The sequence below is a fragment of the Acidovorax sp. GW101-3H11 genome, from assembly GCF_001633105.1.
GTDB lineage: Bacteria > Pseudomonadota > Gammaproteobacteria > Burkholderiales > Burkholderiaceae_C > Acidovorax.
This window is the reverse complement of the sequence record NZ_LUKZ01000009.1, coordinates 112,676-128,868: the sequence shown is the minus strand read 5'-3', so window position 1 is coordinate 128,868 and position 16,193 is coordinate 112,676. Positions and strand designations below refer to the sequence as shown.

Here is a 16,193-nt window from a genome sequence, read left to right as displayed (position 1 = left end):
GAGCCCTCTTGCCTTGCCAGTTCAACGAATTCCTGTCTCAGGTTCATGGTGTTGCAAGCCTTCCATGGCATAGCGACCTCCGGCGAAGTTCACCGAAAGTGTTAACCATGTCCCCGCACACCTGTTAACCATGTGTCCGGTCTGAACAGCGAAGCAAAGAACAAGTACCTCGGCCGCCGGGCCGAGACCCGGCTTCCGCACTAAAACCAAGCACGCCCAAACTTCGATAGGCTCAGCTCAAACAGCAGGCGGAAACTCGAAAACTACAAAAAACAATGGCTGCCAGCACTTGATAGACAGGCGCCAGCAGCCAAAATGACCAAGACCCAAGGACTCAGAGTGCGCCGAAATCCGGTCGGTGCTTTTAGCGAAACCGCCGTCGGCCTGCTCCGCAGTCCGCACCGCTCACGCGGCGACCGGATTTCAGACAGCGCTGAAATCGGGACGGCGCTTCTCCATAAACGCCGAGAACGCTTCCCGGGCCGCAGGCTCGCGCAACATGCGCCCAAAGCTCTCACCCTCTTCCGCCATCACCTCCAGCACCTTCGCCGTCTGCCCACCCTTCATCAACCGCTTGGTTTCGATGAGCGACGACAGCGGCTTGGCCGCCAGCTTCTTTGCCTGGGCCTGGGCATAGGCATTGCACTCCGTCGGTGGCACCACACGGTTCACCAGGCCCACCTCCAACGCAGCCTCGGCCATGAAAGGCTCTCCCAGCAGCAGCGCTTCGGCCGCGCGGTGATACCCCAGCATCTGCGGCACCAGCAGACTCGACGCCGCCTCGGGGCACAGGCCCAGGTTGACGAAGGGCATGGAGAACGCCGCGTTGTCGCCCGCATAGACCAGATCGCAGTGGAACAGCATGGTGGTGCCGATGCCCACGGCCGGGCCGCAGACCGAAGCGATCACGGGCTTGGGGAAGGTGGCGATGCCGCGCAGAAAACGGAACACGGGCGAGTCCTGCGTGGCAGGCGGCTGCTGCAGAAAGTCGCCGATGTCATTGCCCGCGCTGAAGATGGCCACGTCGCCCTGAAACACCACCACACGCACGCTGGCATCGGCCTTGGCAGCATCGAGCGCATCGGCCATGGCCGCATACATGTCGCGAGTGATGGAGTTCTTCTTGTCCACGCGGTTGAAGGTGATGGTGGTCACGCCCGCTTCGGTGTGGGCAAGGATGTCTTGGGTGGCTTCGGTCATGGTGGTGAAGGCTCCGGGGTCTGATGGATTGGGACGAAAGGAATGGTGCACGGCACAGAGCAACAGGCCGACTTCCTATTCCTTGTAGTAAACGATCTGGTGGCTGGTGGCCAGCATGGTGCCCGCTTCGTTCCACAGCTGCACGGTCTGGTCGAAGAAGCCGTTGCGAAACTCCTGACCACGCGCCTGGCCGAGCAGGAAACCTGTGCCCGTGGCCTGCAGCTGCTCTGCCGTGGCATGGAAGTACACCGTGATCGACACCGTGCCCGCAGGCACCTGGCGCGCACGGCGCAGCCACACGCGGGGGAAGAAGACATCGACCAGGGCAGACAGCGCCACAAAATCGAGCGGGCGCGGGGGGGTGTCGCGCATCCACAGCTGCGTGAGGCTGTGGTCGCCACTGCCGTCCCAGGTGCGCGGGATGAAGCCGGCAATGGGGCGCATCTCGTAGCGGTTGAGCCACTCCACAGCACCCAATGGGGCGACGATGGCCTTCTGTTCTGCGGGGGGAGGCACCTGCGGCATGGGCACATCGCCCACGCTCCAGGTCTCGCGGCGCACGGCCGTGACGGCGGTGGCGGTGGTGGCGACCACCTGCGCACCGTCGGCACCGGCCTGCAGGATGGACAGCGTCCAGTGCTGGGTGGAGCGGTTGGTGCGCACAGGCGTGGCCTGCACGGTAAACGCACCAGCGGTCAAAGCGCCCGCATAGTTGACGGTGAGCGACAGCGGATCGCCCAGCCGGTCCGGGTGCTGCAGGATGGCCTGCAGCAGTGTGGCGGCGGTGATGCCACCAAACGGGCCCACCATGTTCCAGTAGCCGGGGTGGGTCTGCCCTTCGTACTGGCCCACTGCGGCGGACGAGGCCGTCAGCTGCAGCGCTTCGTCCAGCGGGTGAGCAACAGAGGACGAAGACGAAGACGTGGATGAAGAGGAAGTCATGCTGCGAGTGTGCCGCGAAACAACCGCTCAGGCCGTCGTACCGGTGACTTCGCCATGGGGCATTCCGCCGCCGCCCAGGGCGACCAGTGCAGCCGCTGCTCGCGGCCACAGACTTTGGCGGAACTGGTCACGAAAGAACCCGAAGTGCCCGATGCGCCGCACCTGCAGGTCGGCCGGCGTGATGCTCTCCACCTGGCGCTCGGTGTTGGCGTACAGGTTCACCAGGTTGTGCGTGCCGCGCAAGGTCATCAGCTCGTCGTCCGCCATCGACAGCGCCAGCACCGGGAACCGCACTGCGCCATAACTCTGCGCCACTGCAGGCCCCTCGGCGCCCACCATGTAGGCAGGATGAAGACACCAGCGCCGCCACTGCAGGATCACCCCCGCAGGCAGGTCGCCCACCTTCTTGAGCGTGCGCCCCGGAAAGTACCCGCACAGCCGCGTGGCCAGCGGCACCAGCACCCACCAGAAATACGGAACGATGCGCTTGAGCTGCGGCGCGTTGTCGCGCCAGTAACCGCTGCCTGCGGCCACGCTGAGCAGGCCCGCCACCTGCTCGGGCTTTTTCAGCAAGCCCGGCAACTGCGCACCCAGGCTGTGGCCCAGCAAATACAGCGGCTGCGACGGCAGCGCGGCCTTGGCGGCTGTGATCACTGCCTCGTAGTCCTCCGCCCAATCGAACAGATCCGCCTTCACATCGCGCATGGCGCCCTGCAGCGAATCGCCGTGGCCGCGGTAGTCAAACGTAGTGACCCGAAACCCCTGCTGCGCCATCCACAGCGCAAAGGCCTCGTAGAACGCCTGCCGCACCCCCATCGCGCCGCCGATGACGACGCTGGCGCGCGGAGCGCCCTCGGGCTCGTAAACACGCAGCGCCAAAGACACTGCACCGTTGACCTGCAAGGTTTGCTTGTCCATGTCTGTCTCCTTGTTTCGAAACCGATCTGCGCCGGCTTGAAGAAAAGAAACTATCGCTGAAGGCTAGGCCCTGGCTTCGACAAGCTCAGCCCGAACGGGTGGGGTTGAGGTCAGATCCAAAATCTTCCCGCCCCGGTTCCCCATGCCTTCACCCCCCGCCCTCCAGGGCGTAGCGAGCGGGATCAGCTGCTAGGCGGACGGAGCACAGGAACCGGAACGTACTTCCTGTACGTGAGGATTCCGAGCACCGCCCAACGACGCAGATGGCCCGCGCAGTAGCCAGTTACAAAGCCTCGATGATGCCGGCGGCGCCTTGGCCGGTACCTACACACATCGTGACCATGCCGTACTTCAGCTTGTGGCGACGCAGTGCGTGCACCACCGTAGCCGCCCGAATCGCACCGGTCGCCCCAAGCGGATGCCCCAGCGCAATCGCGCCGCCCATGGGGTTCACGTTCGCTGGGTTCAAGCCCAGCGTGTTGATCACCGCCAGCGACTGCGCCGCAAACGCTTCGTTCAACTCATACCAGCCAATGTCATCGCTCTTGAGACCCGCGTAACGCAAGGCTGCCGGAATCGCTTCGATAGGGCCAATGCCCATGATCTCAGGCGGCACGCCACGCGCCGCGTAGCTCACAAAGCGCGCGAGGGGCGTCAGGCCAAACTGCTTCACCGCCTTTTCGCTGGCCACGATGAGGGCGCCCGCGCCATCGCTGGTCTGCGAGCTGTTGCCCGCCGTGACGCTGCCGCGCGCCGCGAACACGGGCTTGAGCTTGGCCAGGCCTTCCAGGGACGTGTCGGGGCGCGGGCCTTCGTCCAGGCTCACGGTGCGGCGCTTTTCCACCACTTCGCCCGTGGCGAGGTTGGGTGAACGCTCCACAACTTCGAAGGGGGTGATTTCGTCGGTGAACTCACCGGCCTTTTGCGCCTTGATGGCACGCAGGTGGGATTCGAGGGCGAACGCGTCCTGCGCTTCGCGGCTGATCTTCCACTGCTGGGCGACTTTTTCTGCGGTCAAACCCATGCCGTAGGCAATGCCCACGTCTTCGTCACGCGCAAACACTTCGGCGTTGAACGATGGCTTGTTGCCGCCCATGGGCACCAGGCTCATGGATTCGGCGCCACCGGCGATCAGCACATCGGCCTCGCCCACGCGGATGCGGTCGGCAGCCATCTGCAACGCGGTGATGCCGGATGCGCAGAAGCGGTTCACGGTCACGCCGCCCACGGGATGGTTGAACGCCAGGCCCACGGCGATACGGGCCATGTTCATGCCTTGCTCGCCTTCGGGGAATGAGCAGCCGATGATCGCGTCTTCAATCGCCTTGGGGTCCAGCGTGGGCACCTGCAGCATGGCGCTCTTGATCGCTGCGACCAGCAGGTCGTCAGGCCGGGTGTTCTTGAAATAACCGCGGCCCGAGCGCCCGATGGGTGTGCGCGTGGCGGCGACGATGTAGGCGTCCTGGACTTGTTTTTGAGCCATGGTGAAACTCCTTCAATTCTTGGGGGGGCGGCTGGAAGGAACCCAGGCCCACGTAAATACACATTCGACCGGCTCCACACCGGCTTCGTCGGTCACGGTGACCTTCACCTGCACCTCGCCCTTGTCGCTGGCCAACATGGCGGCGCGCTGCTCGGCGGTCAGCGTGGCCACGGCTTTGAGGCCGCCCGTGGCGCGCTTCTTGAACGCCATGCTCAGCTCCTTGGCCAGCGGCAGGCAGTCGTCGCGCACGTTCATGCCCACGACCATGCCGGTGGCCGTTTCGGCCAGCAGGTTCATGGCCGAGGCGTGCACACCACCAATGTGGTTTTGCACACGATGCTCGTTGGCAAGATGCACTTCGACCCGCTCGGGCGTGAGCGACACGAACTTCACCCCGGCCGTACCGGTAAAGGGCACAGCCCGGCGCAGGATGATGTTCTGTACAAAGCCACGCATGAAGGCGGGGGCCTCGTCCAGGCGCATCAGCGAGCGCTGCAATTTGTTGGGGGCGTGTTCGCTCATGTCGGTCTACCGGTTATCCATCGACGTCCGGATCAGTTGCGAACCGGCTTGCCGGTGGACAACATGCCCAGGATGCGCTCATGCGTCTTGGGCTGGGCGATCAGGTGACAGAACACCTTGCGCTCCAGCGTGAGCAGGTATTCCTCGCTCACCATCGAGCCGGCATCTACATCGCCGCCACAGACCACCTCGGCGATCATGGCGCCGATCTTGAAGTCATAGGCGCTGATAAAGCCGCCGTCGCGCATGTTCACCAGCTGCGCCTTGATGGTGGCCAGGCCGCTGCGGCCTGCCACGGGGAACAGGCGCTTGTGGGGTGCACACCAGCCGCTGGCGGCCATGGACTTGGCTTCGTTGATGGCCACGAACAGCAGCTCGTCCTTGTGGGGGACGATCACGTCGCCGTCCAGCAGGAAGCCCAGCTTGCGCGACTCCAGCGCGCTGGTGCCCACCTTGGCCATGGCGGCGGCGGTGAAGCCTTCGGTCAGGAAAGGCAGGATGTCCTTGGATGTGGAAGCTGCCATGTTCTCGGCCGCGCGGCGGGCGATGTAGGTCAGACCGCCCGCGCCGGGCACCAGGCCCACGCCCACTTCCACCAGGCCGATGTAGCTTTCCATGTGGGCCACACGCTTGGCCGAGTACACGGCCAGCTCGCAGCCACCGCCCAGCGCCATGCCGTGGATGGCTGCGACGACAGGCACCTGGGCGTAGCGGATGCGCATCATCAGGTTTTGCAGTTCCTGCTCGATGCTTTCCACCGCATCGGCACCGCCGACCATGAACGCAGGCATGGTGGCTTCCAGGTCAGCGCCCACGCTGAACGGCGCGTCACCGGACCAGATGACCATGCCCTGGTATTCGGACTCGGCCAGCTCCAGCGCTTCCATCAGCGCTTCCATCACTTCGGGGCTGATGGCGTGCATCTTGTTCTTGATGCTGGCGATGAGCACCTGGCCGTCGAGCGTCCAGGTGCGCAGGGCTTTCGATTCAGCAATGGTCGTGCCAGCGGTGCGCCAGTCGGGCAGGCTGGTTTCGCCCAGCAGGGCCTCGGGGAAGATCTGGCGCTCGTACACGGGCAGCTGTCGGCGGGGCACAAACTTGTTCTGCGATGCGCTCCACGAGCCTTGTGCGGTGTGCACGCCAGCGGCTTCGGCCACGGGGCCCTTGAAGACCCACTCGGGCAGCGGCGCTTTGCACAGCGCCTTGCCGGCGTCGATGTCTTCCTGGATCATCTTGGCGACTTCCAGCCAGCCTGCCTCCTGCCACAGCTCGAAGGGGCCCTGCTTCATGCCAAAGCCCCAGCGCATGGCCTGGTCCACATCGCGGGCGTTGTCGGCAATGGTGCCCAGGTGCACGGCGGCGTAGTGGAAGCTGTTGCGCAGAATGGCCCAGAGGAACTGGCCGGGCGCACCTTCGGCGTTGCGCAGCAGGCGCAGGCGCTCGGCGGCGGGCTTCTTGAGCATGCGGCTGTACACCTCGTCGGCCTTCTGGCCGGCGGGCACGTACTCTTCGCTGTCCAGCTCAAAACGCATCACATCGCGGCCGACCTTCTTGAAGAAACCGGCCTTAGCCTTCTGACCCAGGTTGCCCAGCTCGAGCAGCTTTTTCAGCACGGCGGGCGTGCCAAAGCTTTCGTAGAACGGATCGGTCTCGATGCTCAGGTTGTCCTGCAGCGTCTTGATCACGTGGGCCATGGTGTCCAGGCCCACCACGTCGGCAGTGCGGAAGGTGCCGCTGGATGCACGGCCGAGCTTCTTGCCCGTGAGGTCGTCCACCACGTCGTAGGTCAGGCCAAAGTTCTCGACTTCCTTCATCGTGGCCAGCATGCCCGCAATGCCCACGCGGTTGGCCACGAAGTTGGGGGTGTCGTGTGCGCGCACCACGCCCTTGCCCAGGCCGCTGGTGACAAAGGCTTCGAGCTGGTCCAGCACTTCTGGCTGGGTGGTGGGCGTGTTGATCAGCTCCACCAGCGTCATGTAGCGCGGGGGATTGAAGAAGTGGATGCCGCAGAAACGGGGCTTGATGCTCTCGGGCAGCACTTCGCTCAATTTGGTGATCGACAGGCCCGAGGTGTTGGACGCCAGGATGGCGTGCTTGGCCACGTGGGGCGCGATCTTCGTGTAGAGGTCGAGCTTCCAGTCCATGCGCTCGGCAATGGCCTCGATCACGAGGTCGCATTCCTTGAGCAGGTGCATGTGCTCTTCGTAGTTGGCCTGCTGGATCAGCGCCGCATCATCGGCCAAGCCCAGGGGCGAGGGCTTGAGCTTCTTCAGGCCTTCGACGGCCTTGGTGACGATGCCGTTCTTGGGGCCTTCCTTCGCAGGCAGGTCGAACAGCACCACGGGCACCTTCACGTTGACGAGGTGGGCGGCAATCTGCGCGCCCATCACGCCTGCGCCGAGCACGGCGACTTTTTTCACTTGGAATCGGGACATGGGTTGGGTTCCTGGTTGAGGCGTTGCGCAACACCGCAGGGGGCGCGCAAGGCCACGGGAGTGGGGTTTACTGGACGCGGATCCAGGTTTGCGTGCGGCCAAACGGGCCGATGGAGCCCCGCACTTCGAGCTTCTTGCCGCCCTCGACGGGGGTCATGCGCAGGGTGTAGTTGCGGCCGTTCTCGGGGTCGAGAATCTTGCCGCCTTCCCACACCTCTTTGCCGTCGGCCTTCTTGGCGCCACGGATGATCTCCAGGCCCAGGATGGGCTTGCCCTTGCGGTCATCCGAGCATTCATCGCAGACCTCGTCGGGCTTGGCGTCTTTGGACAGGCGCTTTTCCAGCGCCCCGTTCAGCACACCGCCGCCGGTGTCGCGGATGCGGATTTCAGCCTTGGCTTCGCCGGTCTTGTCGTCGATGTTGCGCCACAGGCCCTCGGGCGTCGCCTGTGCCCAGACAGGCACCGACGACGCTACAAAAACAATAGCTGCTACCGCTTTATACATAGGCGCTCCGTGCCAAAAAAGCTTGAAATCCGCAGGTCTACCGATCAGGCCAGGGCCAGATCCGTGTCCATCAACACCTTGCTGCCAGCACGGGCCGTGCGCATCAGCGTGACGGTCTCGGGGAACAGCTTGGCAAAGTAGAAGCGCGCGGTCTGCAGCTTGGCGCCGTAGAACGGGTCGGTGTTGCCAGCGGCGATCTCACGCAGCGCGACCTGGGCCATGCGGGCGAACAGGTAGCCGAACACCAGGTGGCCGGCCACGCGCAGGTAGTCCACAGCGGCGGCGCCCACTTCGTCGGGGTTCTGCATGCCCTTGAAGCCGATCTCGGTGGTGAACTTGGTCATCTGGTCGCCCAGCATGGCCACGGGGTTGATGAACTCGGCCATCTTCTCGTTCACGCCTTCTTCTTCCACCAGCTTGCCGATCAGCTTGCCCAGCTTCTTGAGTGTGGCGCCGTTGTTGCCCAGGATCTTGCGGCCCAGCAGGTCCAGCGACTGGATGGTGTTGGTACCTTCATAGATCATGTTGATGCGGTTGTCGCGCACGTACTGCTCCATGCCCCATTCTTTGATGAAGCCGTGGCCGCCGAAGACCTGCATGCAGGCGTTGGTGGAGATGTGGCCGTTGTCGGTGATGAAGGCCTTCACGATGGGCGTGAGCAGCGCCACCATCTCTTCGGATTCGGCACGCACCTTTTCATCGGGGTGGCTGTGCACCTTGTCCAGCAGCAGCGTGCAGAAGATCTGCAGCGCGCGGCCGCCTTCGGCATACGCCTTGGCGGTGAGCAGCATCTTGCGCACGTCGGGGTGCACGATGATGGGATCGGCGTCCTTGTCCTTGGCCTTCACGCCCGACAGGCTGCGCATCTGGATGCGGTCCTTGGCGTAAGCCAGCGCATTTTGGTACGCCACTTCGGTCAGGCCCAGCGACTGGTTGCCCACGCCCAGGCGGGCGGCGTTCATCATGACGAACATGGCAGCCAGGCCCTTGTTGGGCTGGCCCACCATGGTGCCGATGGCGCCGTCGATGGCGATCTGCGCGGTGGCGTTGCCGTGGATGCCCATCTTGTGCTCCAGGCCCGTGCAGAAGATGGGGTTGCGCTCGCCCAGCGAACCGTCGGCCTTGATGTTGAACTTGGGCACTACAAACAGGCTGATGCCCTTGCTGCCCTTGGGCGCGTCGGGCAGGCGGGCCAGCACGAGGTGCACGATGTTGGCGGTCATGTCATGTTCACCCGCGCTGATGAAGATCTTGTTGCCTGTGATCTTGTAGGTGCCGTCGGCCTGGGGTTCGGCCTTGGTGCGCAGCAGGCCCAGGTCGGTGCCGCAGTGGGGTTCGGTCAGGCACATGGTGCCGGTCCACTCGCCGCTGGTCAGCTTGGGCAGGTAGATCTTCTTTTGCTCTTCGGTGCCGTGGGCGTGCAGGGCTTCGTACGCGCCGTGCGACAGGCCGGGGTACATGGTCCAGGCCTGGTTGGCCGAGTTCATCATTTCGTACAGGCACTGGTTCAGCACAAAAGGCAGGCCCTGGCCACCGTAGGCGGGGTCGCACGACAGTGCCGCCCAGCCGCCTTCGACGTACTTGGCGTAGGCGTCCTTGAAGCCCGTGGGGGTCTTCACTTCGTGGGTGGCCTTGTTGAGCACGCAGCCTTCGGTGTCGCCGCTGATGTTCAGCGGGAAGGTCACTTCAGCGGTGAACTTGCCGGCTTCTTCAAGCACGGCGTTGATGGTGTCCACATCCACCTCGGCGTGGGGCGGCATGGCCTTGAATTCATCGCTGACCTTGAGCACTTCGTGCATGACGAATTGCATGTCGCGCAGGGGCGGCGTGTACATAGGCATGGGGTTTACTCCTTGGAGGTGGTGGTTTGGTTGGAAACTTTGCGGCGCTTGGCAGCGGCAGCAACGGGTGCTGCTTCTGCGCTGGCGCCAGGTTGTGCGGCGCTGTAGCGCGCCAGGATGTTGTGAAAGCCCTGCACCGCGCGGCCCATGGAGCCGGGGGTCTGCAGGAAGCGCGCCTCGTAGTGCAGCGCGAGGATCAGGCCGTGGATCTCGAACAGCATCTGCTCGGCATTGGTGTCTGCGCGCAACTCGCCCAGCACCTTGCACTGCTCGATGGCACGGCGCATGGCGGCGTGCCAGGTGAGCACCGAGCTGGCCAGCGCATCGCGCACGGGGCCGGTGCGGTCATCAAACTCGACGGCGCCGCTGATGTAGATGCAGCCCGAGTCGATTTCGATGGAGGTGCGCTTCATCCAGTTGTCGAACAAGGCCGACAGGCGCCCCACCCCGCGCGGGGCGGACATGGCAGGGTAGAACACTTCCTGCTCGAAGCGGGTGTGGTATTCGCGGATGACGGAGATCTGCAGCTCTTCGCGTGAGCCAAAATGGGCGAAAACGCCCGACTTGCTCATGCCCGTAACATCGGCCAGTGCTCCAATGGACAAGCCTTCGAGCCCGATGTGCGTGGCCAGGCCCAGCGCCGCCTCGACGATGGCCGCCTTGGTTTGCTGGCCTTTTTGCAGGGCACGGCCCGTGCTGCTGCGGGCACGCGGGCTGCGGCTGGCCTGGCTGGATTCGGAGGTGGCGGGCATGCTTGCAAATAAAAACGAACGTTCGTTCTATTCTGCAGCAATTTCGGGGCATGGCCAAAACCCCTGGAAAAAATAGGGAGGGGCACCCAAACGCGCGTTGCGGCGGTACCACCGCGCGGCAGTGCCGCCCTGCCCTGCCACTCCCGGCCTCAGCCCGCAGCGGCGGGCGTGGGCAAAAAGTGCTCTACAAGATCAGCGCCAGGCTCGCATCCAGGTGTTCCGACGGCAGGCGCTTGAAACCCGAGCGGGCATAGCGCTGCAACCGCCCCAGCGCAAACGCCGTGAGCACGCTGGCCGCCACCTGCGCATCCACCGTGGGCGTGGCCGATGCCGCCGTGGCCGGGCGCAGGCACTGGCGCAGCGTGGATTCAATGCGGTCAAAAAACTGGTTCATGCGCTGCTGCAGGCGCTCGTGCTCGAACACCAGGGCATCGCCCACCATCACCCGCACCATGCCGGGGTTGCGCTCGCCAAACTGCAGCAACAGCGCCACGATGCGCGCCGCCTGCCGGGCGCCCACCTCGGCCGACTGCGCCGGGTCGGGCACCCCGCCCCCGGTATCGCGGCCCGTGATCTGCGCCACCAGGGTGAACACGGTCTGCTCGATGAAGTCGATCAGACCCTCGAACATCTGCGCCTTGCTCGCGAAATGGCGGTACAGCGCCGCCTCGCTCACCGACAGGCGCGCAGCCAGTGCGGCGGTGGTGATGCGCTCGGCACCCGGCTGCTCCAGCATGGCCGCCAGCGCCTGCAGGATCTGCACGCGGCGCTCGCCCGGCTTGGGCCGCTTGCGTGCGGCGGGGGCATCCCCCGTGTCGTCGGTGGACGCGGGCTCGGGCTGGGGCGAGAGTTCGGACATGCGGGACAGGGGCTCCGGTAAGGCCTGGCGCCCACCACCTGCCAGCAAGGCATGCGCAGGGCGGCGGGGCAGGAAGAATCGTCACGGCTGGTGCAGTCACTGGCAATGGAAGGCAGGCCACCAACGCCAGGGGAGCGCTGTCGCCCCACCTGTTTGCACAAGTCAATCGTGTATGGAAATGATTCTCGCACAGCCCTCCGGGGCCCGGCGGCCCTGCCTTGCAAGGCAGGTTACAAGGGGAACACGACCGTCACCAGCAGCCCGCGCCCTTGCGGGCCAGCACCCAGCGTGAGCGCTGCACGGTGCACACGCGCGATCTCGTCCGCAATCGCCAGCCCCAGGCCCGTGCCTTCGCCGCCCGCGCCCGGCACGCGGTAGAAGCGCTGCAGCACCCGGGTGCGCTCGGCTTCGGGGACGCCGGGGCCATCGTCCTCCACCTCGACATAGGCACGCGGCGGGCCGCTGCGGCCCTGGCGCAGGCCGCAGCGGATGGTGACAACACCGCCGGGCGGCGTGTACTTGATGGCGTTGTCCACCAGGTTGGAGAGCAGCTCACGCAGCAGCCAGCCATGGCCAGTGACATGCACCAGCTGCACGTCCAGCCCCAGGTCCAGCCCCTTGCCGGTGGCCGCGTCCAGAAAGTTCTCCAGCAGGGATTCGCAAAGGTCCTTCAGGTCCACCCGCTGCGGCGGCTGCGCATCGAGGCTGCGCGCATCGGCACGGGACAGTGCCAGCAGCTGGTGCGCCAGCTGCGAGGTGCGGCGCGTGGCGTTGCGCAGCTTCTCGATCTGATCCACTCCTAAAACAATAGCACCCTGCGCCCTGTCCTCGCGCGCAAACGGCATTTTTCGATCAAAATCCGGGAACGAAACCTGCGGTGGAGCCGCCGCCTTGGCCATCATGGCCCAGGCTTCGACCTGCGCCTGCAGCCCCGCCAGCGGCGTGCGCAGCTGGTGGGCTGCGTCGGCCACAAACCGGCGCTGCCCTTCGGCCTGGGCATTGACCAGGGCAAACAGGCGGTTGAGCGAGTGCACCAGCGGGCGCACCTCGTCGGGCGAGGCGGCCTCGTCGATGGGGCTCAGGTCGCGCGGCGAGCGGCGCTCCACCGCCTCGGCCAGGCCCACCAGGGGTTTGAACGCCTGCCGCACCGCCCAGTGGATCGCAAAACCGGCCGCCAGCAGCAGCACCAGATTGGGCAACAGCACCCTGAGCAACAGTTGCTGGGCCCATTTCTGGCGCGGGTCGGAGCCGTCGGCCAATGCCACCACCAGCTCGCCCGCGCCCGTGCGGCCGCGCTGTACGGCCACCCGGTAGGTCACGCCGCCAAACTCCACGCTGTGGAACTCGGGGGCCTGCGTGGTGGGCACCGCCCCATGCACCCAGCTGTCCCCCAGCAGCAGCCGCCCCGAGGTGTCGCGCACGCTGTAAGCAGAAAACCCCACGTTCTGGCGCAAGAACTCCTCGATCGGCGGCGCGAGCAGCAGCAAAGGCGAAGCGTTGTCGCGGATGGGCGGCGCCAGCACCGAGTCGGCCAGCGCGGGCAGCAGGCGCACCAGGCGCTGGTCGTGCTGGACGGCGGCCTCGTCGGCCGAGCGGTAGTCCAGCCAGACACCCACCAGCGCCAGTGCACACAGCGGCAGCACCAGCATCAGCAGCAGCCGGGTCCGCAGGTCGGACGTCATGGCGCGCAAACCGGGCCGCTTGGGGGAAGGGGTCCGAAGCAGCATGGCGGGCAGGAGGGAAGAGGAAATAGACCGGGGCCGCCGCCCCGTCAGGGGTTCTGGAGTTCCAGCCGGTAGCCGAACCCCCGGATCGACCGCAGCGCCACGCCGTGGGGCTCCAGCTTGCCGCGCAGGCGCGAGACATAGACCTCGACCGCGTTGGGCGTGATCTCCTTGTCCCAGCCTGTCAGCGCCTGCAAGAGCTTGTCTTTGCTGGCAGGTTTGGGGGCGTTGATGAGCAGGTACTCCAGCACCGTCCACTCGCGCGGCCCCAGCTCGATCACCTGCTCGCCCGCATCGCTGCGGATGCTCGCGCGGCGACCGGCGGTGTCCAGCTCCAGCGGGCCAAAGCTCAGCACCGCCGTGGTCGCGGCCTGCGAGCGGCGCAGCAGAGCCCGCAGGCGCGCCAGCAGCTCGGGCAGCTCGAAGGGCTTGACCATGTAGTCGTCTGCGCCCAGGTCCAGCCCCTGAACCCGGTCATGCAAAGCGTCGCGCGCCGTGAGGATGAGCACCGGCATGGCGGGGCTGGCCATGTCCGGGCGCCGCAGGCGGCGCGTCAGCTCCAGGCCGTCCATGGCCGGCAAGCCAATGTCGATGATGGCCGCGTCGAACGACTCGGTGCGCAGCACCTCTTCGGCACGTTCACCACTGCCGACCCAGTCCACGGCATAACCCGCATCGGTCAGCCCCAGCTTGATGCCGCTGGCCACCATCACATCGTCTTCGACCAAAAGCAAGCGCATGGCAGGCCGCAGAAGTGTCAAAAAGAAGCGCTGAAAGTCAGTGCGACCGGATCATCGTGCCGTAGGCCTGCTCGGTCAGGATCTCCAGCAGCATGGCATGGGGCACCCGGCCGTCGATGATGTGCACGGCGTTGACACCGGCCTTGGCAGCATCCAACGCTCCGGCAATCTTGGGCAGCATGCCGCCGGAGATCGTGCCGTCAGCAAACAACTCGTCAATGCGGCGGGCCGTCAGGTCGGTCAGCAGGTTGCCCGCCTTGTCCAGCACGCCCGGGGTGTTGGTGAGCAGCATCAGCTTCTCGGCCTTGAGCACCTCGGCCAGCTTGCTGGCCACCACGTCGGCATTGATGTTGTAGCTCTCGTTGTTCTCACCAAAGCCGATGGGGCTGATGACGGGGATGAACGCGTCGTCCTGCAGCGCCTTCACGACGCTCGGGTCGATGGAGACGATATCGCCCACCTGGCCCACGTCGTGCTCGATGGCGGGGTTCTTGTTGTCCACCATCTTGAGCTTCTGGGCGCGGATCATGCCGCCGTCGCGGCCCGTCAGGCCCACGGCCTTGCCGCCTGCCTGGTTGATCAGGCCCACGATGTCCTGCTGCACTTCACCGGCCAGCACCCATTCGACCACCTCCATGGTCTCGGCGTCGGTCACGCGCATGCCCTGGATGAACTCACCTTTCTTGCCCAGGCGGTTCAGCGCGGTCTCAATCTGCGGGCCACCGCCATGCACCACCACGGGGTTCATGCCCACCAGCTTGAGCAGCACCACGTCTTCGGCAAAGTCCGCCTGCAGGGCGGGGTCGGTCATGGCGTTACCGCCGTACTTGATGACCATGGTCTTGCCATGGAACTTGCGGATGTAAGGCAGCGCCTGGGCCAGGATTTCAGCCTTGTCGCGGGGGGCAATCGAAAGAAGGTCGGTCATGGGGGCGTGCCATCCGGAAGAAGAAAAACAAACAGGGTGAAGCGCAAATTGTGCCGCATTCACGGGGCGCACAGCTGTCGGAAGGTTGAAGAACGCTCGACAAACCCGGGCGCCGGACAACCGACATAAACCGGCAGGCCGGGGCTGGTCAGTGGCGCAGCCAGTGCGGCACCTTGAAGCGCACGATGGCCAAGTAGGCCATCACATAGCTGACCACAAACAGCCCACAGAACGCCATGAGCAGCAGCGTGTTGTTCCAGAACAGCACAGCGGGCACCACGGTCAGCAAGGTAAAACCCCACAGGTAGGGCGAAGTGCGGTTGTTGCGCATCAGCATGCGGCGCGACTCATCGTCGTGAAAAACCCCGCGCACAATGCGGCGGTAGATGAGCTGGTGGAAATGCAGGGCATCGGCCACCCCCGGCGACACCCCGCGCACCGCCTTGCGGTAGATCGAGAAAACCGTCTCCCAGACGGGGTAGATCAGCAGCAGCATGGGGAACCACGGCGAGACATCCGCATTGCGCTGCACCAGGGAAATACTGGCCATGGCAATCACCACGCCCCACACATAGGCTCCCCCATCCCCGGCAAACAGCATGCCCCGCGGGTAGTTCCAGACCAGGAATCCCCCCGTGGCCGCCGCCGTGGACACCAGCAGCGCCGCCAGCGCCCGGTCCCCCACCTGCAAGGCCACATGGGCCAGGGCCAGGCAGACGATCAGGGCGACCATGCCCGCCAGACCGTTGTAGCCGTCGATGATGTTGAAGGCATGGGGCAAGCCAGCCACCGCCAGCACCACAATGGCGATCCCCAGCCAGGGGGCCGCTGCCAGCACGGCATCCAGCCAGGGCCAGCCCATGCGGGGCAGGGTCAGGTCCAGCAGCACAACGGCCAGGACACCCGATGCACCGGTAAGTATCAAGCGGTAGCGGACAGAGAGGCGCTGGGTCATGTCCTCCGCAATCCCGCCCACCGCAGCGGGCAGCAGCACCGCCAGCCATCCCCACACCCAGGCTCCCAGCCTCAACGAACCAGGATCGCCCCACTGCAGTGACTGCAGCACCCCCAGGCTCCACCCCAAAACGATACCCAGGAGCAACGCAGCCCCGCCCAGGCGAGGGACATCCCCAAAATGAAAGCGCTGCGGCATGCCGTTGCCGTACGCGGAAGCGTGGCTGCGCATCCATCGCACGATGTACCCTGCAGCCAACGCTGCGACGATGAATGCCACCACAGATAACCAGATCATGAGCGGCCGATCGTACCCGGACTCGGCGCAAATGCCTGTGAGAAACCGCTAGCCAAAGCTACGCACGACCACCGATTGACTCCTGTTGCGTG

The 16,193-nt window shown here is 65.2% G+C and carries 14 protein-coding genes; all 14 read right to left on the bottom strand.

The window, feature by feature from the left end:
* Positions 1 to 423 precede the first annotated feature (423 nt).
* The 14 genes from A1D30_RS06655 to A1D30_RS06590 all read right to left on the bottom strand — a co-directional run bounded on the left by A1D30_RS06655 (position 424) and on the right by A1D30_RS06590 (position 16,101).
* Positions 424 to 1,200, bottom strand: coding sequence for an enoyl-CoA hydratase (locus tag A1D30_RS06655; RefSeq protein WP_063459999.1), 777 nt, complete (start codon positions 1,198 to 1,200; stop codon positions 424 to 426).
* A 75-nt stretch (positions 1,201 to 1,275) separates the two neighbouring features.
* Positions 1,276 to 2,142 carry a thioesterase family protein gene (locus tag A1D30_RS06650; protein WP_082836351.1) on the bottom strand — a complete coding sequence of 289 codons (867 nt, stop codon included), beginning with the start codon at positions 2,140 to 2,142 and terminating at the stop codon, positions 1,276 to 1,278.
* Positions 2,143 to 2,169: 27 nt separating this feature from the next.
* Entirely contained in the window at positions 2,170 to 3,060 is an 891-nt protein-coding gene (locus tag A1D30_RS06645) for an alpha/beta fold hydrolase (protein ID WP_063459998.1), read from the bottom strand.
* 283 nt (positions 3,061 to 3,343) lie between these two features.
* Positions 3,344 to 4,543 carry an acetyl-CoA C-acyltransferase gene (locus A1D30_RS06640; protein ID WP_063459997.1) on the bottom strand — a complete coding sequence of 400 codons (1,200 nt, stop codon included), beginning with the start codon at positions 4,541 to 4,543 and terminating at the stop codon, positions 3,344 to 3,346.
* A gap of 12 nt (positions 4,544 to 4,555) precedes the next feature.
* Positions 4,556 to 5,065, bottom strand: coding sequence for a DUF4442 domain-containing protein (locus A1D30_RS06635; RefSeq protein WP_060984111.1), 510 nt, complete (start codon positions 5,063 to 5,065; stop codon positions 4,556 to 4,558).
* A 32-nt stretch (positions 5,066 to 5,097) separates the two neighbouring features.
* Positions 5,098 to 7,500 carry a 3-hydroxyacyl-CoA dehydrogenase/enoyl-CoA hydratase family protein gene (locus tag A1D30_RS06630; RefSeq protein WP_063459996.1) on the bottom strand — a complete coding sequence of 801 codons (2,403 nt, stop codon included), beginning with the start codon at positions 7,498 to 7,500 and terminating at the stop codon, positions 5,098 to 5,100.
* A gap of 67 nt (positions 7,501 to 7,567) precedes the next feature.
* Complete coding sequence (locus A1D30_RS06625) at positions 7,568 to 8,005, bottom strand: DUF2147 domain-containing protein (RefSeq protein ID WP_063459995.1); 438 nt, start codon at positions 8,003 to 8,005, stop codon at positions 7,568 to 7,570.
* Positions 8,006 to 8,049: 44 nt separating this feature from the next.
* Positions 8,050 to 9,846 (bottom strand): acyl-CoA dehydrogenase C-terminal domain-containing protein, encoded by a 1,797-nt coding sequence (locus tag A1D30_RS06620; RefSeq protein WP_063459994.1) that lies wholly within the window; start codon positions 9,844 to 9,846, stop codon positions 8,050 to 8,052.
* Between the two features lie 5 nt (positions 9,847 to 9,851).
* Entirely contained in the window at positions 9,852 to 10,598 is a 747-nt protein-coding gene (locus A1D30_RS06615; RefSeq protein WP_063459993.1) for a TetR/AcrR family transcriptional regulator, read from the bottom strand.
* Between the two features lie 184 nt (positions 10,599 to 10,782).
* On the bottom strand, positions 10,783 to 11,457 hold the full coding sequence (slmA, locus tag A1D30_RS06610) for a nucleoid occlusion factor SlmA (protein WP_063459992.1): 675 nt from the start codon (positions 11,455 to 11,457) through the stop codon (positions 10,783 to 10,785).
* 230 nt (positions 11,458 to 11,687) lie between these two features.
* Positions 11,688 to 13,139, bottom strand: a complete 1,452-nt coding sequence (locus A1D30_RS06605) for a sensor histidine kinase (protein ID WP_063459991.1) — start codon at positions 13,137 to 13,139, stop codon at positions 11,688 to 11,690.
* 89 nt (positions 13,140 to 13,228) lie between these two features.
* Complete coding sequence (locus A1D30_RS06600; protein ID WP_063459990.1) at positions 13,229 to 13,921, bottom strand: response regulator transcription factor; 693 nt, start codon at positions 13,919 to 13,921, stop codon at positions 13,229 to 13,231.
* Between the two features lie 37 nt (positions 13,922 to 13,958).
* The gene (gene argB / locus A1D30_RS06595; RefSeq protein ID WP_063459989.1) at positions 13,959 to 14,849 is read right to left on the bottom strand and encodes an acetylglutamate kinase; all 891 of its coding nucleotides are present in this window, start codon (positions 14,847 to 14,849) and stop codon (positions 13,959 to 13,961) included.
* Between the two features lie 148 nt (positions 14,850 to 14,997).
* Positions 14,998 to 16,101 (bottom strand): glycosyltransferase, encoded by a 1,104-nt coding sequence (locus A1D30_RS06590; RefSeq protein WP_063459988.1) that lies wholly within the window; start codon positions 16,099 to 16,101, stop codon positions 14,998 to 15,000.
* Positions 16,102 to 16,193 lie beyond the last annotated feature (92 nt).

Bases quoted from the DNA above. Each gene is read 5' to 3' on its own strand.
- A1D30_RS06655 (WP_063459999.1), bottom strand. From the start codon at position 1,200: ATGACCGAAGCCACCCAAGACATCCTTGCCCACACCGAAGCGGGCGTG.
- A1D30_RS06650 (WP_082836351.1), bottom strand. From the start codon at position 2,142: ATGACTTCCTCTTCATCCACGTCTTCGTCTTCGTCCTCTGTTGCTCAC.
- A1D30_RS06645 (WP_063459998.1), bottom strand. From the start codon at position 3,060: ATGGACAAGCAAACCTTGCAGGTCAACGGTGCAGTGTCTTTGGCGCTG.
- A1D30_RS06640 (WP_063459997.1), bottom strand. From the start codon at position 4,543: ATGGCTCAAAAACAAGTCCAGGACGCCTACATCGTCGCCGCCACGCGC.
- A1D30_RS06635 (WP_060984111.1), bottom strand. From the start codon at position 5,065: ATGAGCGAACACGCCCCCAACAAATTGCAGCGCTCGCTGATGCGCCTG.
- A1D30_RS06630 (WP_063459996.1), bottom strand. From the start codon at position 7,500: ATGTCCCGATTCCAAGTGAAAAAAGTCGCCGTGCTCGGCGCAGGCGTG.
- A1D30_RS06625 (WP_063459995.1), bottom strand. From the start codon at position 8,005: ATGTATAAAGCGGTAGCAGCTATTGTTTTTGTAGCGTCGTCGGTGCCT.
- A1D30_RS06620 (WP_063459994.1), bottom strand. From the start codon at position 9,846: ATGCCTATGTACACGCCGCCCCTGCGCGACATGCAATTCGTCATGCAC.
- A1D30_RS06615 (WP_063459993.1), bottom strand. From the start codon at position 10,598: ATGCCCGCCACCTCCGAATCCAGCCAGGCCAGCCGCAGCCCGCGTGCC.
- slmA (WP_063459992.1), bottom strand. From the start codon at position 11,457: ATGTCCGAACTCTCGCCCCAGCCCGAGCCCGCGTCCACCGACGACACG.
- A1D30_RS06605 (WP_063459991.1), bottom strand. From the start codon at position 13,139: ATGACGTCCGACCTGCGGACCCGGCTGCTGCTGATGCTGGTGCTGCCG.
- A1D30_RS06600 (WP_063459990.1), bottom strand. From the start codon at position 13,921: ATGCGCTTGCTTTTGGTCGAAGACGATGTGATGGTGGCCAGCGGCATC.
- argB (WP_063459989.1), bottom strand. From the start codon at position 14,849: ATGACCGACCTTCTTTCGATTGCCCCCCGCGACAAGGCTGAAATCCTG.
- A1D30_RS06590 (WP_063459988.1), bottom strand. From the start codon at position 16,101: ATGATCTGGTTATCTGTGGTGGCATTCATCGTCGCAGCGTTGGCTGCA.